The sequence below is a fragment of the Seminibacterium arietis genome (genome assembly GCF_042675725.1).
Classification (GTDB): domain Bacteria; phylum Pseudomonadota; class Gammaproteobacteria; order Enterobacterales; family Pasteurellaceae; genus Seminibacterium; species Seminibacterium arietis.
The window spans coordinates 1-18,409 of sequence record NZ_JBHTJN010000010.1 but is presented as its reverse complement, the minus strand read 5'-3'; the positions used below and the strand labels follow the sequence as shown (position 1 = coordinate 18,409).

Annotated in this window: 18 protein-coding genes and 1 pseudogene; 12 read left to right on the top strand and 7 right to left on the bottom strand. The window is 35.6% G+C overall.

Going from position 1 to position 18,409, the window contains the following annotated elements; all coding sequences use genetic code 11:
- Positions 1 to 145: 145 nt before the first annotated feature.
- On the top strand, positions 146 to 1,609 hold the full coding sequence (gene guaB, locus ACFQ02_RS05310; RefSeq protein WP_380820224.1) for an IMP dehydrogenase: 1,464 nt from the start codon (positions 146 to 148) through the stop codon (positions 1,607 to 1,609).
- A 27-nt stretch (positions 1,610 to 1,636) separates the two neighbouring features.
- Complete coding sequence (gene guaA / locus ACFQ02_RS05305) at positions 1,637 to 3,211, top strand: glutamine-hydrolyzing GMP synthase (protein ID WP_380820222.1); 1,575 nt, start codon at positions 1,637 to 1,639, stop codon at positions 3,209 to 3,211.
- Positions 3,212 to 3,343: 132 nt separating this feature from the next.
- On the opposite strand, the gene ACFQ02_RS05300 is transcribed toward guaA, so the two are convergent.
- Positions 3,344 to 4,204, bottom strand: a complete 861-nt coding sequence (locus ACFQ02_RS05300; protein ID WP_380820220.1) for a TIR domain-containing protein — start codon at positions 4,202 to 4,204, stop codon at positions 3,344 to 3,346.
- Between the two features lie 34 nt (positions 4,205 to 4,238).
- Positions 4,239 to 4,838 carry a helix-turn-helix domain-containing protein gene (locus ACFQ02_RS05295; protein ID WP_380820218.1) on the bottom strand — a complete coding sequence of 200 codons (600 nt, stop codon included), beginning with the start codon at positions 4,836 to 4,838 and terminating at the stop codon, positions 4,239 to 4,241.
- Positions 4,839 to 4,999: 161 nt separating this feature from the next.
- Between ACFQ02_RS05295 and ACFQ02_RS05290 the strand changes: the two genes are divergently transcribed.
- The 10 genes from ACFQ02_RS05290 to ACFQ02_RS05245 all read left to right on the top strand — a co-directional run bounded on the left by ACFQ02_RS05290 (position 5,000) and on the right by ACFQ02_RS05245 (position 14,287).
- Positions 5,000 to 5,191, top strand: coding sequence for a hypothetical protein (locus ACFQ02_RS05290; RefSeq protein ID WP_380820216.1), 192 nt, complete (start codon positions 5,000 to 5,002; stop codon positions 5,189 to 5,191).
- 11 nt (positions 5,192 to 5,202) lie between these two features.
- A complete protein-coding gene (locus tag ACFQ02_RS05285; RefSeq protein ID WP_380820214.1) occupies positions 5,203 to 6,273 on the top strand; it encodes a site-specific integrase in 1,071 nt (356 codons plus the stop codon).
- A 10-nt stretch (positions 6,274 to 6,283) separates the two neighbouring features.
- Positions 6,284 to 6,667, top strand: coding sequence for a plasmid mobilization protein (locus ACFQ02_RS05280; protein ID WP_380820212.1), 384 nt, complete (start codon positions 6,284 to 6,286; stop codon positions 6,665 to 6,667).
- A gap of 89 nt (positions 6,668 to 6,756) precedes the next feature.
- Positions 6,757 to 7,683, top strand: a complete 927-nt coding sequence (locus ACFQ02_RS05275) for a DNA primase (protein ID WP_380820211.1) — start codon at positions 6,757 to 6,759, stop codon at positions 7,681 to 7,683.
- Entirely contained in the window at positions 7,680 to 8,642 is a 963-nt protein-coding gene (locus ACFQ02_RS05270; protein ID WP_380820208.1) for an AAA family ATPase, read from the top strand. The genes ACFQ02_RS05275 and ACFQ02_RS05270 overlap by 4 nt, the downstream gene beginning before the upstream one ends.
- Positions 8,643 to 9,010: 368 nt before the next feature.
- The gene (gene mobC / locus ACFQ02_RS05265; protein WP_380820204.1) at positions 9,011 to 9,391 is read left to right on the top strand and encodes a plasmid mobilization relaxosome protein MobC; all 381 of its coding nucleotides are present in this window, start codon (positions 9,011 to 9,013) and stop codon (positions 9,389 to 9,391) included.
- Complete coding sequence (locus ACFQ02_RS05260) at positions 9,391 to 10,830, top strand: relaxase/mobilization nuclease domain-containing protein (protein WP_380820203.1); 1,440 nt, start codon at positions 9,391 to 9,393, stop codon at positions 10,828 to 10,830. The genes mobC and ACFQ02_RS05260 overlap by 1 nt, the downstream gene beginning before the upstream one ends.
- 146 nt (positions 10,831 to 10,976) lie before the next feature.
- Entirely contained in the window at positions 10,977 to 13,145 is a 2,169-nt protein-coding gene (locus ACFQ02_RS05255) for a Dam family site-specific DNA-(adenine-N6)-methyltransferase (RefSeq protein WP_380820202.1), read from the top strand.
- Positions 13,146 to 13,475, top strand: coding sequence for a hypothetical protein (locus ACFQ02_RS05250; protein ID WP_380820200.1), 330 nt, complete (start codon positions 13,146 to 13,148; stop codon positions 13,473 to 13,475).
- 674 nt (positions 13,476 to 14,149) lie between these two features.
- Positions 14,150 to 14,287: a hypothetical protein gene (locus tag ACFQ02_RS05245; protein ID WP_380820197.1), complete on the top strand. Its 138-nt coding sequence runs from the start codon at positions 14,150 to 14,152 to the stop codon at positions 14,285 to 14,287.
- A gap of 44 nt (positions 14,288 to 14,331) precedes the next feature.
- Here the strand turns inward: ACFQ02_RS05245 and ACFQ02_RS05240 are convergent.
- From ACFQ02_RS05240 to ACFQ02_RS05220, 5 genes and pseudogenes are all read right to left on the bottom strand, one after another.
- Positions 14,332 to 15,782 (bottom strand): annotated as a pseudogene (locus ACFQ02_RS05240) (hypothetical protein).
- 9 nt (positions 15,783 to 15,791) lie between these two features.
- Positions 15,792 to 16,400: a baseplate complex protein gene (locus tag ACFQ02_RS05235; protein ID WP_380820196.1), complete on the bottom strand. Its 609-nt coding sequence runs from the start codon at positions 16,398 to 16,400 to the stop codon at positions 15,792 to 15,794.
- On the bottom strand, positions 16,393 to 17,151 hold the full coding sequence (locus tag ACFQ02_RS05230; protein WP_380820194.1) for a hypothetical protein: 759 nt from the start codon (positions 17,149 to 17,151) through the stop codon (positions 16,393 to 16,395). The genes ACFQ02_RS05235 and ACFQ02_RS05230 overlap by 8 nt, the downstream gene beginning before the upstream one ends.
- A gap of 18 nt (positions 17,152 to 17,169) precedes the next feature.
- Positions 17,170 to 17,424, bottom strand: coding sequence for a DNA helicase UvrD (locus ACFQ02_RS05225; protein WP_380820192.1), 255 nt, complete (start codon positions 17,422 to 17,424; stop codon positions 17,170 to 17,172).
- Between the two features lie 12 nt (positions 17,425 to 17,436).
- The gene (locus ACFQ02_RS05220; RefSeq protein ID WP_380820190.1) at positions 17,437 to 18,279 is read right to left on the bottom strand and encodes a DNA adenine methylase; all 843 of its coding nucleotides are present in this window, start codon (positions 18,277 to 18,279) and stop codon (positions 17,437 to 17,439) included.
- Positions 18,280 to 18,409 lie beyond the last annotated feature (130 nt).

The following is an 18,409-nucleotide window of genomic DNA, read 5'->3' as shown; positions in this document are numbered from 1 at the left end:
ATATGGATTTTAATTATCATTTTTATCATAAATTTGAATTCCTTAAAATAATTAAAAAAACTAATTTTCAAACGGAAGTAAAATCTGTATAATCCCACCGCAATATTTTTATCCTTATTTTATTTTGAAAAGAGAATATTGCACTATGTTACGAGTAATTAAAGAAGCTTTAACTTTTGATGATGTGCTCCTCGTCCCAGCACATTCCACCGTTTTACCTAATACAGCGGATTTATCCACCCAACTTACAAAAGATATTCGTCTGAATATTCCAATGCTATCTGCAGCGATGGACACGGTAACAGAAACTAAGTTAGCAATTTCTCTTGCTCAAGAGGGCGGTATTGGTTTTATTCATAAAAATATGAGTATCGAACGTCAAGCGGATCGTGTTCGCAAGGTGAAAAAATTTGAGAGCGGAATTGTTACTGATCCTATCACAGTTCGTCCAGAATTGACCTTAGGTGAGCTCTCTGAAATTGTAAAGAAAAATAGCTTTGCCAGTTTCCCCGTTGTAGATAATGAACATAATTTAGTAGGCATTATTACAGGACGAGATATTCGTTTTGTACGTGATATGAGCAAAACGGTCAGCCAGTTAATGACACCAAAAGAGCGGTTAGTTACGGTCAAAGAAAATGCACAGAGTGAAGAAATTTTTAGTTTGATGCACCAACATCGAGTAGAGAAAGTATTAGTTGTAGATAATCAATTTAAATTAAAAGGCATGATTACGCTAAAAGACTTCCAAAAAACAGAACAAAAACCGAATGCTTGTAAAGATGCTTTTGGGCGTTTACGTGTTGGTGCAGCAGTAGGAGCGGGAGCTGGTAATGAAGAACGAATTGAAGCACTTGTAAAAGCAGGTGTTGATGTATTGTTGATTGACTCTTCTCATGGTCATTCTGAGGGGGTATTGCAACGTGTGCGTGAAACTCGAGCAAAATACCCTGATTTGCCTATTATCGCAGGGAATGTAGCAACAGCTGAGGGAGCGATTGCACTAGCTGATGCGGGGGCAAGTGCGGTCAAAATTGGTATTGGACCAGGTTCAATTTGTACTACTCGAATTGTTACAGGTGTTGGCGTGCCACAGATTACAGCCATTGCTGATGCGGCAGAAGCATTAAAAGAACGTGGCATCCCTATCATTGCAGATGGTGGTATTCGCTACTCAGGCGATATTGCAAAAGCGATTGCTGCGGGAGCATCTTGTGTCATGGTAGGATCAATGTTTGCTGGCACAGAAGAAGCGCCTGGCGAAATTGAACTTTATCAAGGACGAGCCTTTAAATCTTATCGAGGCATGGGATCATTAGGAGCAATGGCGAAAGGATCATCAGACCGTTATTTTCAATCTGATAATGCGGCAGATAAACTAGTTCCTGAGGGAATTGAAGGACGCATTCCATACAAAGGATTTTTGAAAGAAATAATTCACCAACAAATGGGGGGATTGCGTTCTTGTATGGGGCTAACAGGTTGTGCAACTATCGAAGAATTACGTACAAAAGCTCAATTTGTCAAAATTAGTGGGGCAGGTATCAAAGAAAGTCATGTGCATGATGTGACTATCACCAAAGAAGCACCAAATTATCAAGTGCGTTAATAGAACAGGTAATCAAAGAGATAAACAATGAAAAATATTCATCACCATAAAATCCTGATTTTAGATTTTGGTTCACAATATACTCAGTTGATTGCACGTCGCATACGTGAAATTGGCGTATATTGCGAACTTTGGGCATGGGATGTTAGCGAACAGCAAATCCGAGAATTTAACCCAACGGGGATCATTCTTTCTGGAGGTCCTGAAAGCACCACAGAAGAAAATGGCCCTAAAGCACCGCAATATGTATTTAATGCAGGTGTACCTGTGTTAGGTATTTGTTATGGCATGCAAACGATGGCAATGCAATTAGGCGGTTTAACAGAACCTTCTGAACATCGAGAATTTGGCTATGCTTCTGTAGAATGCCAAACAACAGATCGTTTATTTGCACAACTGCAAGATGGCATTTCAGCTAATAATCACCCTCAACTAGACGTTTGGATGAGTCATGGTGATAAAGTCACTAAATTACCACCGCACTTTACAGTAACAGGCTCAACATCTACTTGCCCGATAGCTGCCATGTCGGATGAAAAACGTCATTTTTATGGCGTGCAATTTCACCCTGAAGTGACTCACACTAAAAGTGGCTTACAACTATTGAAAAATTTTGTCGTCAATATTTGTGGTTGTGAAACCAATTGGACAGCGGAAAACATTATTGAAGATGCGATAGCTCGAATTAAAGCACAAGTTGGTGATGATGAAGTAATTTTAGGACTGTCGGGCGGAGTAGATTCATCTGTTACCGCACTTTTATTACATCGTGCTATTGGTAATAACTTACACTGCGTTTTTGTTGATAACGGCTTGTTGCGTTTAAACGAAGGCGATCAAGTGATGGAAATGTTTGGCGACAAGTTTGGCTTGAATATTATTCGAGTCAATGCAGAAGATAGATTTTTAACCGCACTTTCAGGCATTCAAGATCCCGAGCTTAAACGTAAAACCATTGGCAAAGTATTTGTTGATGTATTCGACGATGAAAGCAAAAAATTGACTGATGTCAAATGGTTAGCACAAGGTACAATTTACCCTGATGTAATTGAATCAGCAGCAAGCAAAACAGGAAAAGCACATGTCATCAAATCTCACCACAACGTGGGCGGATTACCTGATTACATGAAATTAGGCTTAGTTGAACCACTACGTGAACTATTTAAAGATGAAGTCCGTAAAATAGGTTTAGCACTTGGTCTACCAGCAGAAATGCTTAATCGTCATCCATTTCCAGGACCAGGTTTAGGCGTGCGAGTATTAGGCGAAATCAAAAAAGAGTATTGCGAACTACTGCGTCAAGCCGATGCAATTTTTATCGAAGAACTTTATCAATCAGGCTGGTATTACAAAGTCAGTCAAGCTTTCACTGTATTCTTACCCATCAAATCAGTCGGTGTAATGGGTGATGGACGTAAATATGATTGGGTCGTTTCCCTAAGAGCGGTAGAAACAATTGATTTTATGACCGCACATTGGGCGAATTTACCTTACGATCTGCTAGGAAAAATCTCAAATCGCATCATCAATGAAGTGAACGGAATTTCTAGAGTCGTGTACGACATTAGCGGAAAACCACCAGCTACAATTGAGTGGGAATAGTTAAAAACAGGCTGTAAAGCCTTATAAATAGCTATTTTGCAACTGTTATGCTTGCAAAATGCTTGCAGATTAAAAAAACACCAAAGGAATTTAATATTGCTTTGGTGTTTTTTATAATCTATTAATATTGTATTATTGATTGAGATTTAAAATATTGATGAGCTCTTCCGCTATTTCATCAGGTGTCATCATAGCAGAATTTAAAGCCATTCTTCCAGCTAGTGTTGGGCTAAAATCCTGAACTTCTTTTTTAGAGATATTATGCCATATAGGTAGTATAGTTTTTCCACCAGTCATTTCAATTTGAAATAAACCATCTAGTTCATACTGAGTCCAACCTTTGTTTATATAATAATTAGATAATATTACAATTCCATATTTTGATTTTCTTAAACCATTATCAATTTTTGAACGAAGACTATCTCCCCAAGATATACATAGTTCATCATACCATACCCTGATACCTGCATTATTTAGAGAATTATATAAGTCATTTGCAAAGCTTTCTTTATCTTCAGAAGCATGAGAGATGAAAACATCGTATTCTTCGTTTGTTTCATCAGAATATATATTCCTATTCCCGTTATTGTAATTGGATAATTCTGAAATTTGAGAAGTTAAAGTTTTAATGTGCTTTTCATAATTTTGATATGTTTGTTTTTGTTGTTTTTCAATTTTTTTTGCCTCATTGGATTGTTCTTTTTGAAGTTTTTGCATTGCATCTAATCTTTTTTTTCTTTTGTCAGCAATCCTTTTATTTATATCAGCTTTTTTGCTTGATATTTTCGCAAGATCATTTTGATATCCTTGTATTTGTTTCATCTTAGAAGAATATGAGGATGCAGAAGTAGTTTTAGTTATACTGTTGCTAATATCATTAATTTTTTTTATTTTATTAGCTTCATTTTTTAATTCTTCGGCAAGCTTTTTCTCTAAATCGGCAAGTTCTTTATCTATTTGATTTAGATTACGCATACATTGATCTACACTCATATGAATTAGTTTCCTTTCTTTTAGCCTGTTTATTTTACAGCAAATTATTTTCTTTCAAGTATCCAATTCTCTTTTTTAGAATTTCATCTCTTGAAAGTTCTTCAAACTCTTTCTGTGTTAGTGGTAGAGAGTAATACTCTACAGATTTGTTTTTCATAGAATCAAACTGTTCCTTTGTAATAGAGTAAGACTCCAAGTCAAACAGATTATCCGATAGTTCCTTTAAGATGTTACAAACATCAGCATTGAACGGATGATCTTTGTCATTGCCATAGAAAACAAGTTTGGCATTCCATTTATTTTCATCGGTTTCAATATCATTCGGGAATTTATTTTCCACAATTATTTCAAATCCAATTTCTTTTTTCATTGAAAGTTCATATATAAACAACACAAAATCCCCCATGCTTGAAAGACCGAAAGTATAGTCGCTTCTACCAGCAAGCCAATCTAAAGATACTTTGCATTTATCGGCAATATCAATCAGCACATCGATTGTTGGATTGTTTTTTCCGTTTTCGTATGCGGACATGGAAGGTTGAGGAATTCCTAAGAATTCGGCAAATTCCTTTTGTGTTTTTTTATTTATGGAACGAAGATATTTCAATCGTTTCGATACAGTATTTTCACCCATATTATAATCTCCTATATTTATTATTGATTATTATAACATATTGTATACTAAAAATAAAGAAAAAAACTGATAAATATTAAAAATAACTATTGACATTCGTTATATAAATTATTATACTGATATATATCGCAAGTATAAATATAATGAGAAGGAGGAAAAATATGGGGAAAATGTATGTTGATGTTGAAGAAGTCAGCAAAGATTGGGGAGTTTCAAAGCCTAAAGCATATAAGATGATAAAAGAATTAAATGAAAGAATGCTTAGAGGTAATCCCAATTTGATTGTGATTGCGGGCAAAGTGAATCGAAAATTTTATGAAGAAAACTGTTATGGACAATCGAAAGAAGTGTAGGAGGTGGTGCTGTGTCAGCAAGCAAGGATAAAGAAAGAGGTACCTGGAAAATTTATTTGAGGTATGTTGATTGGCAAGGAGTAAAACAAATCCATACAAAACGTGGATTCGCTACAAAGAGAGAGGCATTGGAATATGAAAGGGAGTTTTTAGCGAGTAAGTCAAGAGATTTGAATATGTTATTTGAATCCTTTGTTGAAATCTATTTGAGCGATTTAAAGCCGAGGATTAAATACAACACTTATTTGACAAAGGTTCATATTATAGAAACGAAAATAATACCGTACTTTGCCAAGAAATCTATAGCTGAAATAACAGCTCCGGATATTTTACAGTGGCAAAATGAGTTGCTTAAAAAGTCGGACAGTGAAGGGAAACAGTATTCTCAAACTTATTTAAGAACGATTCAGAATCAGCTGAATGCAATCCTTAACCATGCGAGTAAGTATTATGGACTGACAAGTAATCCCGTTCATAAAACGACCAAGATGGGAAAATCAAAGGCACAGGAAATGTTGTTTTGGACGAAAGAGGAATATGAAAAATTCGCTGAAAGTATTAAAAGTAAGCCTGTTTCATACTATGCTTTTGAGATACTTTATTGGTGCGGTATAAGAGAAGGTGAGTTACTGGCTTTAACCAAAAATGATTTTAATTTTGAAAAGAAAACTTTGAGCATCAATAAATCCTATCAGAGGATCAAAGGAAAAGACTATATCACTTCACCCAAGACGGAAAAAAGCAATCGTGTGATTCAATTACCGCAGTTTCTATGTGATGAAATGGCTGATTTTTTCGGAATGTATTATCATTTGGATTCAAAATCAAGGCTGTTTCATTTTACAAAGTCACATTTGCATCACGAGATGGATAGGGGATGTAAGCTGTCGGGAGTAAAAAGAATCAGGGTTCATGATTTAAGACATTCCCATGTTGCTTATTTAATAGAGCAAGGATTTTCACTGGTAGTAATAGCGGATCGTTTAGGGCATGAAAGTATTTCAATCACTCTAAATTACGCACATTTGTATCCGTCAAAGCAGTTGGAGATTGTGAACATTATCGAAAAAGAAAGGAATTAGGAAATTTAAGATGAGTAAGATTTTTAAAAGAGAAAGTCTACGAACAAAAGGTAGAAAGCTGAAAGTCGACAAAAACAGGAAGAGAAATATTATAGTGAATTTCAGAATGTCTCTGGAAGAAAAAAGTTTATTGGAAGAGAAAATAGCATTATCAGGATTGAACAAACAGGATTATATGATTCAAATGAGCTTAAATCATAGCGTTGAAGTGTTCGGGAATATAAGAGTGTTTGATGAATTAAAAGAGAAGCTGAGAGTGCTTGAAGAATATTTTGAAAATGTAAATTTGGACTGCGATATGGATGAAAATAAACTTGAACTTCTTGCATATATTCTGGAAATGTTCGAAACGGTGAATAGAAATAAAAATGACTCTATCTACGGCAATAGATAGAGCCGGGAAGCAACCTGATAAGATTGCAACTCTCGAATAATATTTTATCAGGTTGTACTTCCATCATCAACAAAAATATGGAGGTAGCAATGATAAACAAGGAAAAATATATTAACAATATTCCGCAGGAATTAAAAGAACACAAGCAATGGTTATGGTTTAAGATTTATCGAAACAAGGATAAAAACGGGAATATAAAAATGATTAAGATACCGATCAGTCCGATTACTTGTGATTCAAACGATTGGAATAAAAAAGAGAATTGGTCGGATTTTGAAACCGCATTTGCAGGTTTGGAGAGAAGCGGATGCGATGGTTTGTCTTTTGTATTGACGGAGGAAGATTCCCTTGTTTGTATAGATTTGGACAAGGTGAAAGAAAAGAATTTTGATAAAACGAGAGCAATTATAAGTGATTTTGCAGATACCTATAAGGAAATATCCGTATCAGGAAACGGAGTGCATATTTTTGCTAAGGGGAACATTCCGAAAAATCTCAATAATCAGGACGATCTATTTGAAATGTATAAATCAAATAAGTGCATTGCTATGACAGGTAATGTGATAGGAACTTGCACAGAAATAAAAGAAGAACAATATAAGCTGAGTATTCATTATGAAAGATATGCAATCAAAAAAAGTATTGGAGAACAGATTTCATATTACCGAAATGTGGGCAGCGATGTTCCTGATATTGAAGATATTATGAAAGCAATCTATCGGACTAACAGAAAGGGAAGCGGACTTTTCACCGGAGGATATTCTACGGGAGATCCAAGTAAAGATGATTTTCAGCTTCTTCTTGTGTTGAACAGCTTTACACATGGAAATGCCGACTTGATGTTGGAAATCTTTTTAAAATCCGCATTGAATCGTATGGGAGATATGAGCAAAAGAAAAACGGAAGCTGCATATATTAAATATCTTAATCAGAGCATTAAAAAGGCACAGGAAGTCGGCAGAACGAATTATTGGGATTACAACTACCACAGGAAAAACAAGGAGGTGATTCGTTGAAAGCATACACGATAGATACGGTATTTGATGTTTCCGATAAGTATATCGTTGATAATATCATTGCAAGGAAAAGTATAACTTTGATTGTCGCTTCGCCCAAAAAAGGAAAGACGGCATTGGGGCTTAATCTTGGGATATGTATCAATGAAGGAATTGATTTTCTTGAAAACAAGGTGAGGAAAACAAAGGTTGTTTATTATTGCAATGAGTTATCCGGAAGTCTTATTCAAGAGAGAGTCGGCAGATTGGATTTACCTTGCTCAAGTACGATGAAATTCTATGAAGGCACAAGTTATGTGGATTTTGATGAGTTTGAAAAAATCATAAAATTAGATGTTGAATCAGGTTATGAGGTGTTTATTGTCGATACTTTTTCCAAGATAAAATATGACAGAAAATACAATGCAAATGATTACAATGACACCTATGAGGTTATGGCAAAGTATTATGAACTCATTGACAAATACAGTTGTACTTTTATCATGATGTATCACACAAAAAAAGATTCTTCGGTAAAAAGTGTCAGTGAGAAGGTTATAGGTTCTCAAGCCTTATCTGGCTCGGTAGATACCATCATTGCGATTGATAAAGCATCGGAATTTGATACGGAATTCAAGTTGGATGTAACAAGTAGGCTCTTTGAATCGAAAGCCTATCAGGTAAAAATACATCCTGTGAGAAAGATATTGGAACTTGATAAAATAGATCCGATTGAAACATTGGAACCGTCTATTCAGAAATTGGTTCAAATGATGCCGAAGCTGAAAATGATGGAAGGAACGATAGTGGATATTTGCTCTAAGATTAATCTTGATGTTGAAAGTCCGCAACAATTCGGGAAAACTTTAAGTCGTAATAAGGATATTCTAAAGAAAAACGGGATCAGCATTACGATGAAGCGAGGTAAGAATAATAACAATTACCAGGTTAAATATAATTCGGAGGATGTAATTTACTAAAATACCGTTCAAACCGTTCGTACCGTTTGATGTTTCGTATATAAGAGAATGTCGTGCGGTATGAACGGTGCAAACGGTAAATGAAGAAGTAACATCTATTTTTTCTGTGTAAGTTATAGCAAACGACATAAATATCTGCACTTTCGAAATGTATCTCGATTCTATTTTGAAGAATAGGGATTCGGCAAAGTGAAAATAATTTTTGCGTTCACTATAAAGATGAATTTATAAAAATCATGAATTATAGGTAGATAGCAAGCATATACTTTTTGACCACAGTCCAAAAAGTAGGCTTGAAATTTGAAGAATCAAATTTGAAATATTTAGGGAGAACCCTAAGACCCCGAAAAAGAAAGGAGTGATGAAAAATGTCAAAGTTAGTTAATCGTAAAAACGATTGCACCGTTCATTTTATGGTGAACGAAGAAGATATGAGAGAATTAAATCGAAGATTTGCAATGACCAATTTTAAGAGTAAGAGAGAGTTTTACCGAGACAGTATTTTCAAGAACAGGATCATCAGCATTGATTTATCCAGTGAGTTTAGAAAAGAACTTAGAGAACTTTCTTCTCTTATCAGTCGTAATTCGGCGAACCTAAATCAGATAGCAAAGGCGGCAAACAGCACAGGAATCATCTATAAAGATGATATTGAGAGCATCAAGAAAGCTTTGCAAGGAGAACTTCTTTTCTTGTCCGAGCTTCGAGAAAAAGTTTCGGATTATATCATCAACGAGGTGATTTGCTGATGGCGGTTACGAAGATACATCCTATCAAGACTACGCTGAAAAAAGCGATAGACTATATCTGCAATGGCGATAAAACCGATGATGAAATCTATGTTACGACCCACCTTTGCAGCAGAGAAAATGCTCATAAAGAGTTTGAACTTACCAAGAAACAATTTAACTCAAGAACCAAGACTTTAGCTCATCATCTGATCCAATCCTTTGTGCCGGAAGAAGTGAGTTTTGAAGAAGCACATCAAGTGGGAATCGAACTCTGCGAAAAGGTTTTAGAGGGAAAATATGAGTATGTATTGGCAACACATATCGACAAAGACCATATTCATAATCATATTATTTTTAATTCCATAGATGTGGACGAGGGCAAGGTTTATCATTCCTATTACGGTTCCTATATGAACATCAGAAGCCAAAGCGACAAGCTTTGTAAGGAGCATAATTTATCTGTAATTGACCAAGAAACAGAAAAAGAAATCAACGAGATTAAGCGAAGAAAGTTCGTGAATTGGTATGACTGGAATGAAGATAAAAAAGGTAAAAGTTATAAATCAAGACTTCAATTTGATATGGATAGAGTAATTCAAAAGGCAATAAATTGGGAACATTTTCTTAAAATAATGGAACAATATAGATATGAAATTAAGTTTGGAAAGTATATTGCTTTCAAACAGAAAAATCAGCAGAGATTTACCAGAGCGAAAACCATAGGGGATAATTACACAGAAGAAAAAATCAAAGAAAGAATCCGAAATAAGGATAAAGAAATAGGAGATTTTGTTGATAAAACCAAATATGGAAATCAGGATTGGGTAGTTCACACCAACATGCAAGTAGCATCTAAAATTCTATTAAAAATAAGAGATAAAGGCTTTAACTCTATGGAAGCATTGGAAAAAGGAATTCAAAAAATATCATTTCAAAAAAATGAATTGAAACAAGAATTTGATAAACTTTCGTGCGAACAAAAGAGGATTAAGGAAGTTGTGAAGCATATTCAAATCTGTATGAACAAAAGAGAACATTATGAAGGTTATCGTAAAAATCCAAATGATAAAATCTACATGATGATGAACAGAAAAGATGTAGAAGCTTATCAGAAGTCCTATGATGAAATAGATATTTTCTTTAAGCAATTTCCAAATTTGAGACATGTGGTAATAGGAGAGTTAAAGACAAAATCAAGTAAAAATCTTTTCAGGAAATTAAACGAGCATTCTAAAGAATTACAATCTAAACAAGAGGAGATTATGAAGAAACATAATTCATTATCAGTTGAATATGATGAATTGGAACATCTGAAAACTAATATGAATGTATATCTTGGAAGGACTAAAACGGAGGAGAAAAAAGAATCCGTTATTGGAGCAATTAAGAAACATAAAAGGAAAATAGATAAAACAATTGAGCAGAGTCATAGTATGAGTAACGATATGGAGCTATAGCGATACATGGAGAGTATTATAAATTTGATACTCTCTATTTTATGATGCAATTAGCATCTGATTTTTCAATAAAAATATAGAAAAAATGGGTGAAATATGCTATAATGTCTACTAAATAGATTAAAATGTGGCAAGGAGGGATAAAGATGGCAAGTCTTAATGTTACTGATGTAATAAAAGAATTAGACATTTCTAAGTCATATTTATATAAATTAATAGATAAAGAAAATATTTTAATTCCGAGAAGTGATACAGGAAGGTACTTTTGGGATGAAAATACAGTTGAAATTATAAAAAGATTTTTGCATATAGATGGTTTACAGGATAAGGATGACACAGATTTTTTAATATCTAAATTAGGATTAAAGCAGTCATTCATAAACAATAGACGATATTTAGGAAATAAATATTCTCTTTCCGATTTTATAAGAAAAACAGTTGATGAAAATTGTAAAGGTGTAAATATTGTTATTGACATATTTAGTGGAACCGGTGCAGTTGCGAATACTTTTAAGGATAAAATGCTTATCACAAATGATTTACTGTATAGTAATTATATTTCCAATTATGCATGGTTTGGATATGAAAAATATTCAAGCAAAAAGATAATTGAGCTTATATACGACTATAATCAAGTTAAAACAAAAGAAAATAATTATATGCGAGAAAATTTTGCAGATACATTCTTTTCTGCTGATGATTGTAGCAAGATAGGATATATAAGAGAAGATATAGAAGCAAAGTATAAAAATAAAGAAATAAATTTTAAGGAATATGCAATATTGATTACATCGCTTCTATATGCAATGGATAAGATTGCAAACACAGTTGGACACTACGATGCATATAGAAAAAATGTTGATTTTGAGAAAAAATTAGTATTGAATGTTTTATTACCTGAAGAAACGGTAAATTCTAATAATATTTGTTATAACTTAGATGCAAATAAACTTATTAAAAGTATTAGGGGTGATTTGTTGTACTTGGATCCTCCATATAATTCAAGGCAGTATTGTGATGCATATCATTTACTTGAAAATGTGGCAAGATGGGAAAAACCTGAAGTTTATGGGGTTGCAAGAAAGATGGACAGAACGGCATTAAAAAGTGATTATTGCATGATTACGGCTACAAAAGCATTTGAAGAACTTATTGAAAGGGCTGATACAAAATATATCTTACTTTCATATAACAATATGTCCGAGAAGGGAAATGATAGGTCGAATGCGAAAATATCAGATGAAGATATTATGAGAATTCTTAGTAAAAAGGGGAAAGTTATTATATTTGAATCAGACTACAAGAGTTTTTCGACGGGGAAATCAGATATAAAAGATAATAAAGAAAGACTATTTTTATGTGAAGTATTTAGCGAAGAAAAAAAGAAAATGAATATACCTTGCCCGTTTAATTATACCGGCGGAAAATTTAAGTTGCTAGAACAGTTGCAACCTTTATTTGATGAAGGGGAAGTATTCTTAGATTTATTTTCCGGAGGAGGAAATGTTGGAATAAATTCATCTTCTTCAAAAGTTATTTTTAATGATACGAATGAAAATTTGATAGATTTAATTGAATTTATAAAAGACACTGATACTGATGCTTTATTAAAACAAATAGACAATATTATTGAGGCGTATAATTTATCCAATACATCATTATATGGGTATTCTTATTATGATTGTGATAGTAGTAGAGGCTTAGCCGAATACAATAAAGGAAGATTTCTCAAGTTAAGAGATGATTTTAATGCTAAAGTTCTTGCTGGAGAAATAGATTATCCAATGCTGTATGTACTTATGGTGTTCTCTTTTAATAATCAGATTAGGTTTAATCGAAAGGGACTCTTTAATCTTCCGGTAGGTAAGAGAGATTTTAATTCCAAAATGAGAAGTAAACTTGTATTATTTTCTGAAGAATTAAAAAGTAAAGATGTCCAGTTTATGAAAAAGGATTTTAGAGAAATTTCGTTAGATGATTTTTCTCGGGAGACTTTTATTTATTGTGATCCACCTTATTTGATTACAAATGCAACATATAATGAAAATGGAATGTGGACTGAAATAGAAGAAAAAGCTTTACTTGAATTTTTGGACGAAGCCAATGAAAAAGGTTTTAATTTTGCTTTGTCTAATGTTTTGGAAAGTAAAAATAAAAGAAATGATTTTTTATATAATTGGATTGAAAGTAAGGGGTATTCCTGCAATCGTCTGAATAAAAGTTATTCAAATAGCAGTTATCACAGAAAAAATAAGAATAGTATATCTGAAGAAGTTTTGATTACTAATTATCCAGTTGATTGGAGGAATGAGTAAATGGTAAATAAAAGTATTCCATATCAAAGTTTTTGTTGGGTTATAGGAACAACAAGTTTTAGAACTGCAAAACTAAATTTAAAAATCGAGGCACAGTTGTTGCTTCTTGATGAGTTTTATAATGAGGTCATAAAGGAATCAAGTTGGAACTGGAACAATGAATTGCAAGAAAAATATTATGATTTTATGAAAGATAGAGCTTTCCTAACAGGAGAAGCAAAAAGAAAAGACAAAGATGCCAGAGAAAAAACATCAGGATTGGTTGATATTGGTTTAATTACAGAAGATAGATTGATTACGGATGCAGGAAGAGAACTACTTTATATATGATATATATCAAAAATTAATCACTTAATTATCAATATGTTGCGATTACAAAATCTCTTTTAGTGGCTGTTTAGTGGCTGTTTTTTGGTTGCTGCTTGTCTTCATTTAGATCTGTTTAACGTAATATTTTTTTTCAAATTTATCACGTTAAATATTTATTTTTTAATATTTTCAATGTGTTAGCCGTTTCATCTTGATTTTTTAGATCTGTTTTTTGTGAAATTAAGTGAAAAACGCTGTAATTTTTCCGCTTTTTTGGATCTGTTTGACTTGCTTGCGATCTCTTTTCAGATCTGTATCTATCTATATTTTTTTAACATTTTCTTAACTGTAAAAATTGAAAAATTTACGCGAAAATCCCGCATGAGGGTGGGCGGTTTTTTTTTGATTTTGTTTTTACTTGATTTTTTTACGTGGGAGCGGTTTTTTAGATTGGTGCTGCGTTTTGTTGTGGTGTTTTTATTTACATTTCAATAGGTTATATTTTTTATTTTATATTGGTGTGTTTTACGTGGGGCGGTTGGTTGGTTTTTCTGTGTGTTTTTGTTTGTTGTTGTGTTGTTATGGTTTTTAGTGGTTGCGGTGTGGTTCGGTTGGTCTGTGTTGTTTTGTTGTTATTATTTTGTTAAAAGCCTAGATTGTGCTATTTTGTGAAATATTTTATTGTTGGCTTGTTTATGTTAATTATTGTGAAATTGGCGGTTGTTGGCTTTTGTGAATTGTGCGGTTTGTGGCGGTTGTTGGCTTTTGTGAATTGTGCGGTTTGTGGCGGTTGTTGGTTTTGTGTGGCGGTTAAAAATAAAGCCTATTTTTAAATAGGCTTTTTTATTGTTTGCTGATTGTTTGAGCTGTCTTTTTTTTATTCTATGATTGGCGTGAGTTTGGCTTTCTCGGCGGTGGCTTGGCTTGATTGTCCGCTAAAGGTGTTTGATTGGTCTGGTGTTGGTCCGCCGTTGTGGGTGTGGCTGGCGGTTGTGCTGGCGAGGTCTGCCAATATTTGAATGATTTCCTCTAATATTCTAAATATGTTCTGTTCCTCACTTCCCATATATGAAAGCGGTGCCACTAGTCTATTTTTTGTTTCTGATACANTGTGCCTATCTGTTTCACTTCTTGGTCGGTTTTGATGTGGCGTGTGAATGATTGGTCTAATATGTCTTGGTCTGTCACTCGGCTTTTGTTGCCTGCTTGGTCGGTGCGTTCATACACTTCTGGGCGTTGTTGTTTTAATTGTTCGCCGACGGCGACCGCTGGCAGTGTTTTGCCTTGGGCTAACATGGTTCTGATGAATGGTTTGTCGCTTCGTCCATAGGCAAAACCTACTTCTACAATAGTGCCGACTTCTGGGAAACAAAAATCGCCACCTTGTGAGGCGGTACTCGTGACTGGCAACGGTACAGCAGGATATACTGGTGTTGTTTTGTCTTCGTTGCCGTGTTCGTCTAATATTTGCAACTCTACCGCATATTTAGGACGGAACGGATCACATATTTCTCCGCCTTGGGTTGGGTCAGCAACGCCGACGACTTTGCCATATTTCGGCAAGTGGTAACCGCCAGCCAGTTCAGGGAAATTTTTTTCAATGGCTCGGCGTTCTGGTGTTTTTTGTTGGCGTTCGCCTTGTTGGTTGAGATTTTCCCATTCTATGCGGTATTGGTCGCCGTCCAGTTCAACTCGTTGAATGATGTTATTATTAATTATCGCACCTGGTCTTATTGCTGCGTAAATCGGCAAAATCATTTCATTGCTGCCTGCTTTTAGTGCGACATCTTCGGCAATTTCTACCGCTTTGCCGTGCCATCGGCTGTCGTGGTGTGAGCCAATATATAATGAGCCGTCGGCGGATTGTTGCCAAATGTAGTGCGGTATGTTGAACTGTCTGCCGATGTTGTGTAGTAGCTGGTATCCGCTGCCGTTGTGGGTAAATAATGGGATCGGCGTTGTGGCGTAATCGGCTTGCGGTATGTTGATTGGTATGCCTGTTTGTTTGGTTATCCATTTAGCCAGATCGGTTAAGGTGATGTGCCGATGTGAACAATTTAACGGACGTTCAAAAATGGCGACCTTTTCACGAATAAATAATTTTTTGTAGCCTTTTTCCGCTTGCTGTTCGCTTTCGACAAAGCCGTTAAACCATTGATAGAAGTGATCGAATGTGCCTAAAAAAAAGACCGCACTTTTACCTGTGCAATTTTTGTCGGTTTTGACGGTGATCAGTCCTCTACCGCTGTTGTTGAGTTCTAAAATGATGTTTTCTTTGGCGATGTCGACTTCTTCGCCGTCTATTTTGATTTGTTTTAAAATTTTCATGTGTTGCCTTTAGCCTAACATTTTACCTATATGTTCATATCCTTTGCCTAATGTATCATTCAGTTCTTTTGAAAAACTATTATCTACTGGCTCCGCTGGCTCTGGCTGTTGAGGGGCTGGCGGTGCGGTGGGTGTTTCAGGTTTTGAACTATTGGCGGTGCTTTTTTCTTTTTGCACTTTCACTTGTGGCTTTTTGGTGCGTTGTTCTTTTTTCTCGGCGATTGAGTTCACTTCTCTTAATTTGAAAGATACCGCCCACGCTAATTTGTCGTGAAGTTCGTCGGCGGTCACCGCTCCTGTAAATGTGGCTTCTCGCATGTTGACCGCTTGCGAGGTAACACAGACAACACGATATTTCACTTGCTCGCCTTTGTCGGTTTCGGCTTCGGCAAGTTTGAAAAGTGCGGTCAGCCAGTCGGCTTTTTGATAAGGGATTAGACCGCTTACGGTGAGTTGTTTCGCTTTCAAACCTTTATCACTTTTGGCAGTGGTTGAACGCTGTCCGCTCATGTCTTTATCTTCTCTGACCATTTCAAGGCGAATATTGATGTTGTGTAATAGTACAGGTTGATTATTTAACGCGAGTTGTACGCTTGGGTAGGGTCTTACTCTAATCATGTAGCATTCCTTTAATATTGGTTAGGTCTTCGCCGATGAACATTAAGCAGGCGGTAAAAATATGTTGACTGGTTGGGATATTTTTTTCAATTTGTACCGCACTTGCTGCCATGCCGTCGCCTTGAAAGGTGTAAACCTTAACCGATGTTGCTAATAGTTTTTGCACTTGTTGTTGATTTTGTTGATCGCGTGCTTTTTTCGCTTCTTTCAATTTGGCTAAGGCGGTGAACGGATCGGCAGCTTGGCTAGCAGTTGCCACTGCTTGGGCGTTGCGTAAAATGCCTTGAAGTTGTCGGCTAGTTTGTGGCGTGATGTCGGCTGGCTTGCTAAAAGCAGGGCTTGCAATGGTCGGCGTTTTGATCATTTTGCTATCTTGTAGTGTTCGGCTTGCTTTTGCATAGTCATAGGCTTGTTTGAACACTGGTTCAGGGAGCAATATTTGCACCTGTTCGCAAGCGGTAATAAAGTCATCTAGGCTTGGACTAGTGACCATAATTGCGACAATTTGCACCGCACTTTGTGGCAAATTGGGATCGGCGTGGTCGGTCAATTTCGCTTTTAGTGCTTTCACCGCGTTTTCAGGTGATAGATAGCGGTTTGATTTTTCTTCTATGCCGTGTGTCCAGTTATGCACGCCCATTTTTATTCCTTTCAAGGTCAAATTGCAGGCGGTGGGCTTGCCGTTTAAATTGTCCTTTAAGGCTTGTTCTGCCTTTTGGTTTAGTTTTAGTGTTTTCTGTTGCCAGCTCATTTTTCAACCTGTCTAACGTTATTTAATAATGGTGAAGTCGGTCGGATATTGTCGGCGGTGGACTTCGCTTTCATAGGCGGTTTTACAGTGGTTTTTGTCAAAAAATAAGCCGTTGACAATTTTCAGCCAGCAACGCCAGCGTTTTTTCGGTTTTTTTGCCAATATCGCCCCACGATAACAACGGCTAGAAAATGTCTCATCTGCTCCGCCGCCTGTTATGGCGTTGGCGAGTTGGTCAAGGGCGATTAATATATTGAAAAAATAGTGTTTCATTGGGTTTTCCTGTTATTTGCTGTAAATAAAATTATCTTGATATGGGAGACTTCTTCCGCATGTCGCTTTAACTGTTGTGATTGTGGCGTTCTTTAATGCTTCATAGTGCGGTGTTCTGCTTTCTTTTGTGTAGTTTATATATTCCAATATTTCGCTTTTAGTTGAGTTAAACAATATAAAAGGCGGTGTGATGAGGTCCATTAATTGCAAAAAATCAATTAAATTAAAATAATTTTCTTTTTTGTATGATTTTTGTTCTGTGCAAAGGTACGGCGGATCAAGTAAAAATAGCGTTTTTTCTTGATTTTGGTGTTGTGTCATCAATTCTTTGAAATCTTTTTTAGTGATTTCTAAGCCGTCTAAATAGTCATCACATGAGGGAAGTGGCGTTTTTCTAAAAAAATTAAAAAACGTTTTTTTAGTCAGTTGCTCCGCATTGTTTACTTTGGTGGGCGGATATAGTAGCCATGATGAAAGACAATTAAAATCTAAAAAGCCGTCAAAATTTTCAATAATATTGACTATTTTTGCTTTTTGTGTGGGTGTGAGTTTGTGGTCTTCTGGCGTGTCATCTATTGCCGTTTTCAACAACCAATGAAGGCGGTTAGTATCTTCAATATGCTTCAACCGCTCTGAATAATCATCATAATCATTAAAAATCACTCTGGCTTGTGGTTTTAGTCTTTTTGCGGTGTGTGCTAGTAGTCCACTACCGCCGAACACGTCAACAATAGTCCAGCCGTTTCCGTCTTGAGTGATAATCTCACTTAAAACTGGTTCTATATGCTTGATGAACATTCTTTTTTGTCCTGTAAATGGTAACGGAGCTTGCTTCCATTGCTTCAAGGTTGTCATGCGGTTTTTTCCTTAATGTCGTTGTAGTTTTCTGCCCAGCCTGTGCGGTAGTTGTAGTTTGCAGGAGTTGGGCTTTGCATTACCGCTTGTTTGTGTTGGCGTGCGGTGTGGTGGTTGGCGTTTTCGGTTT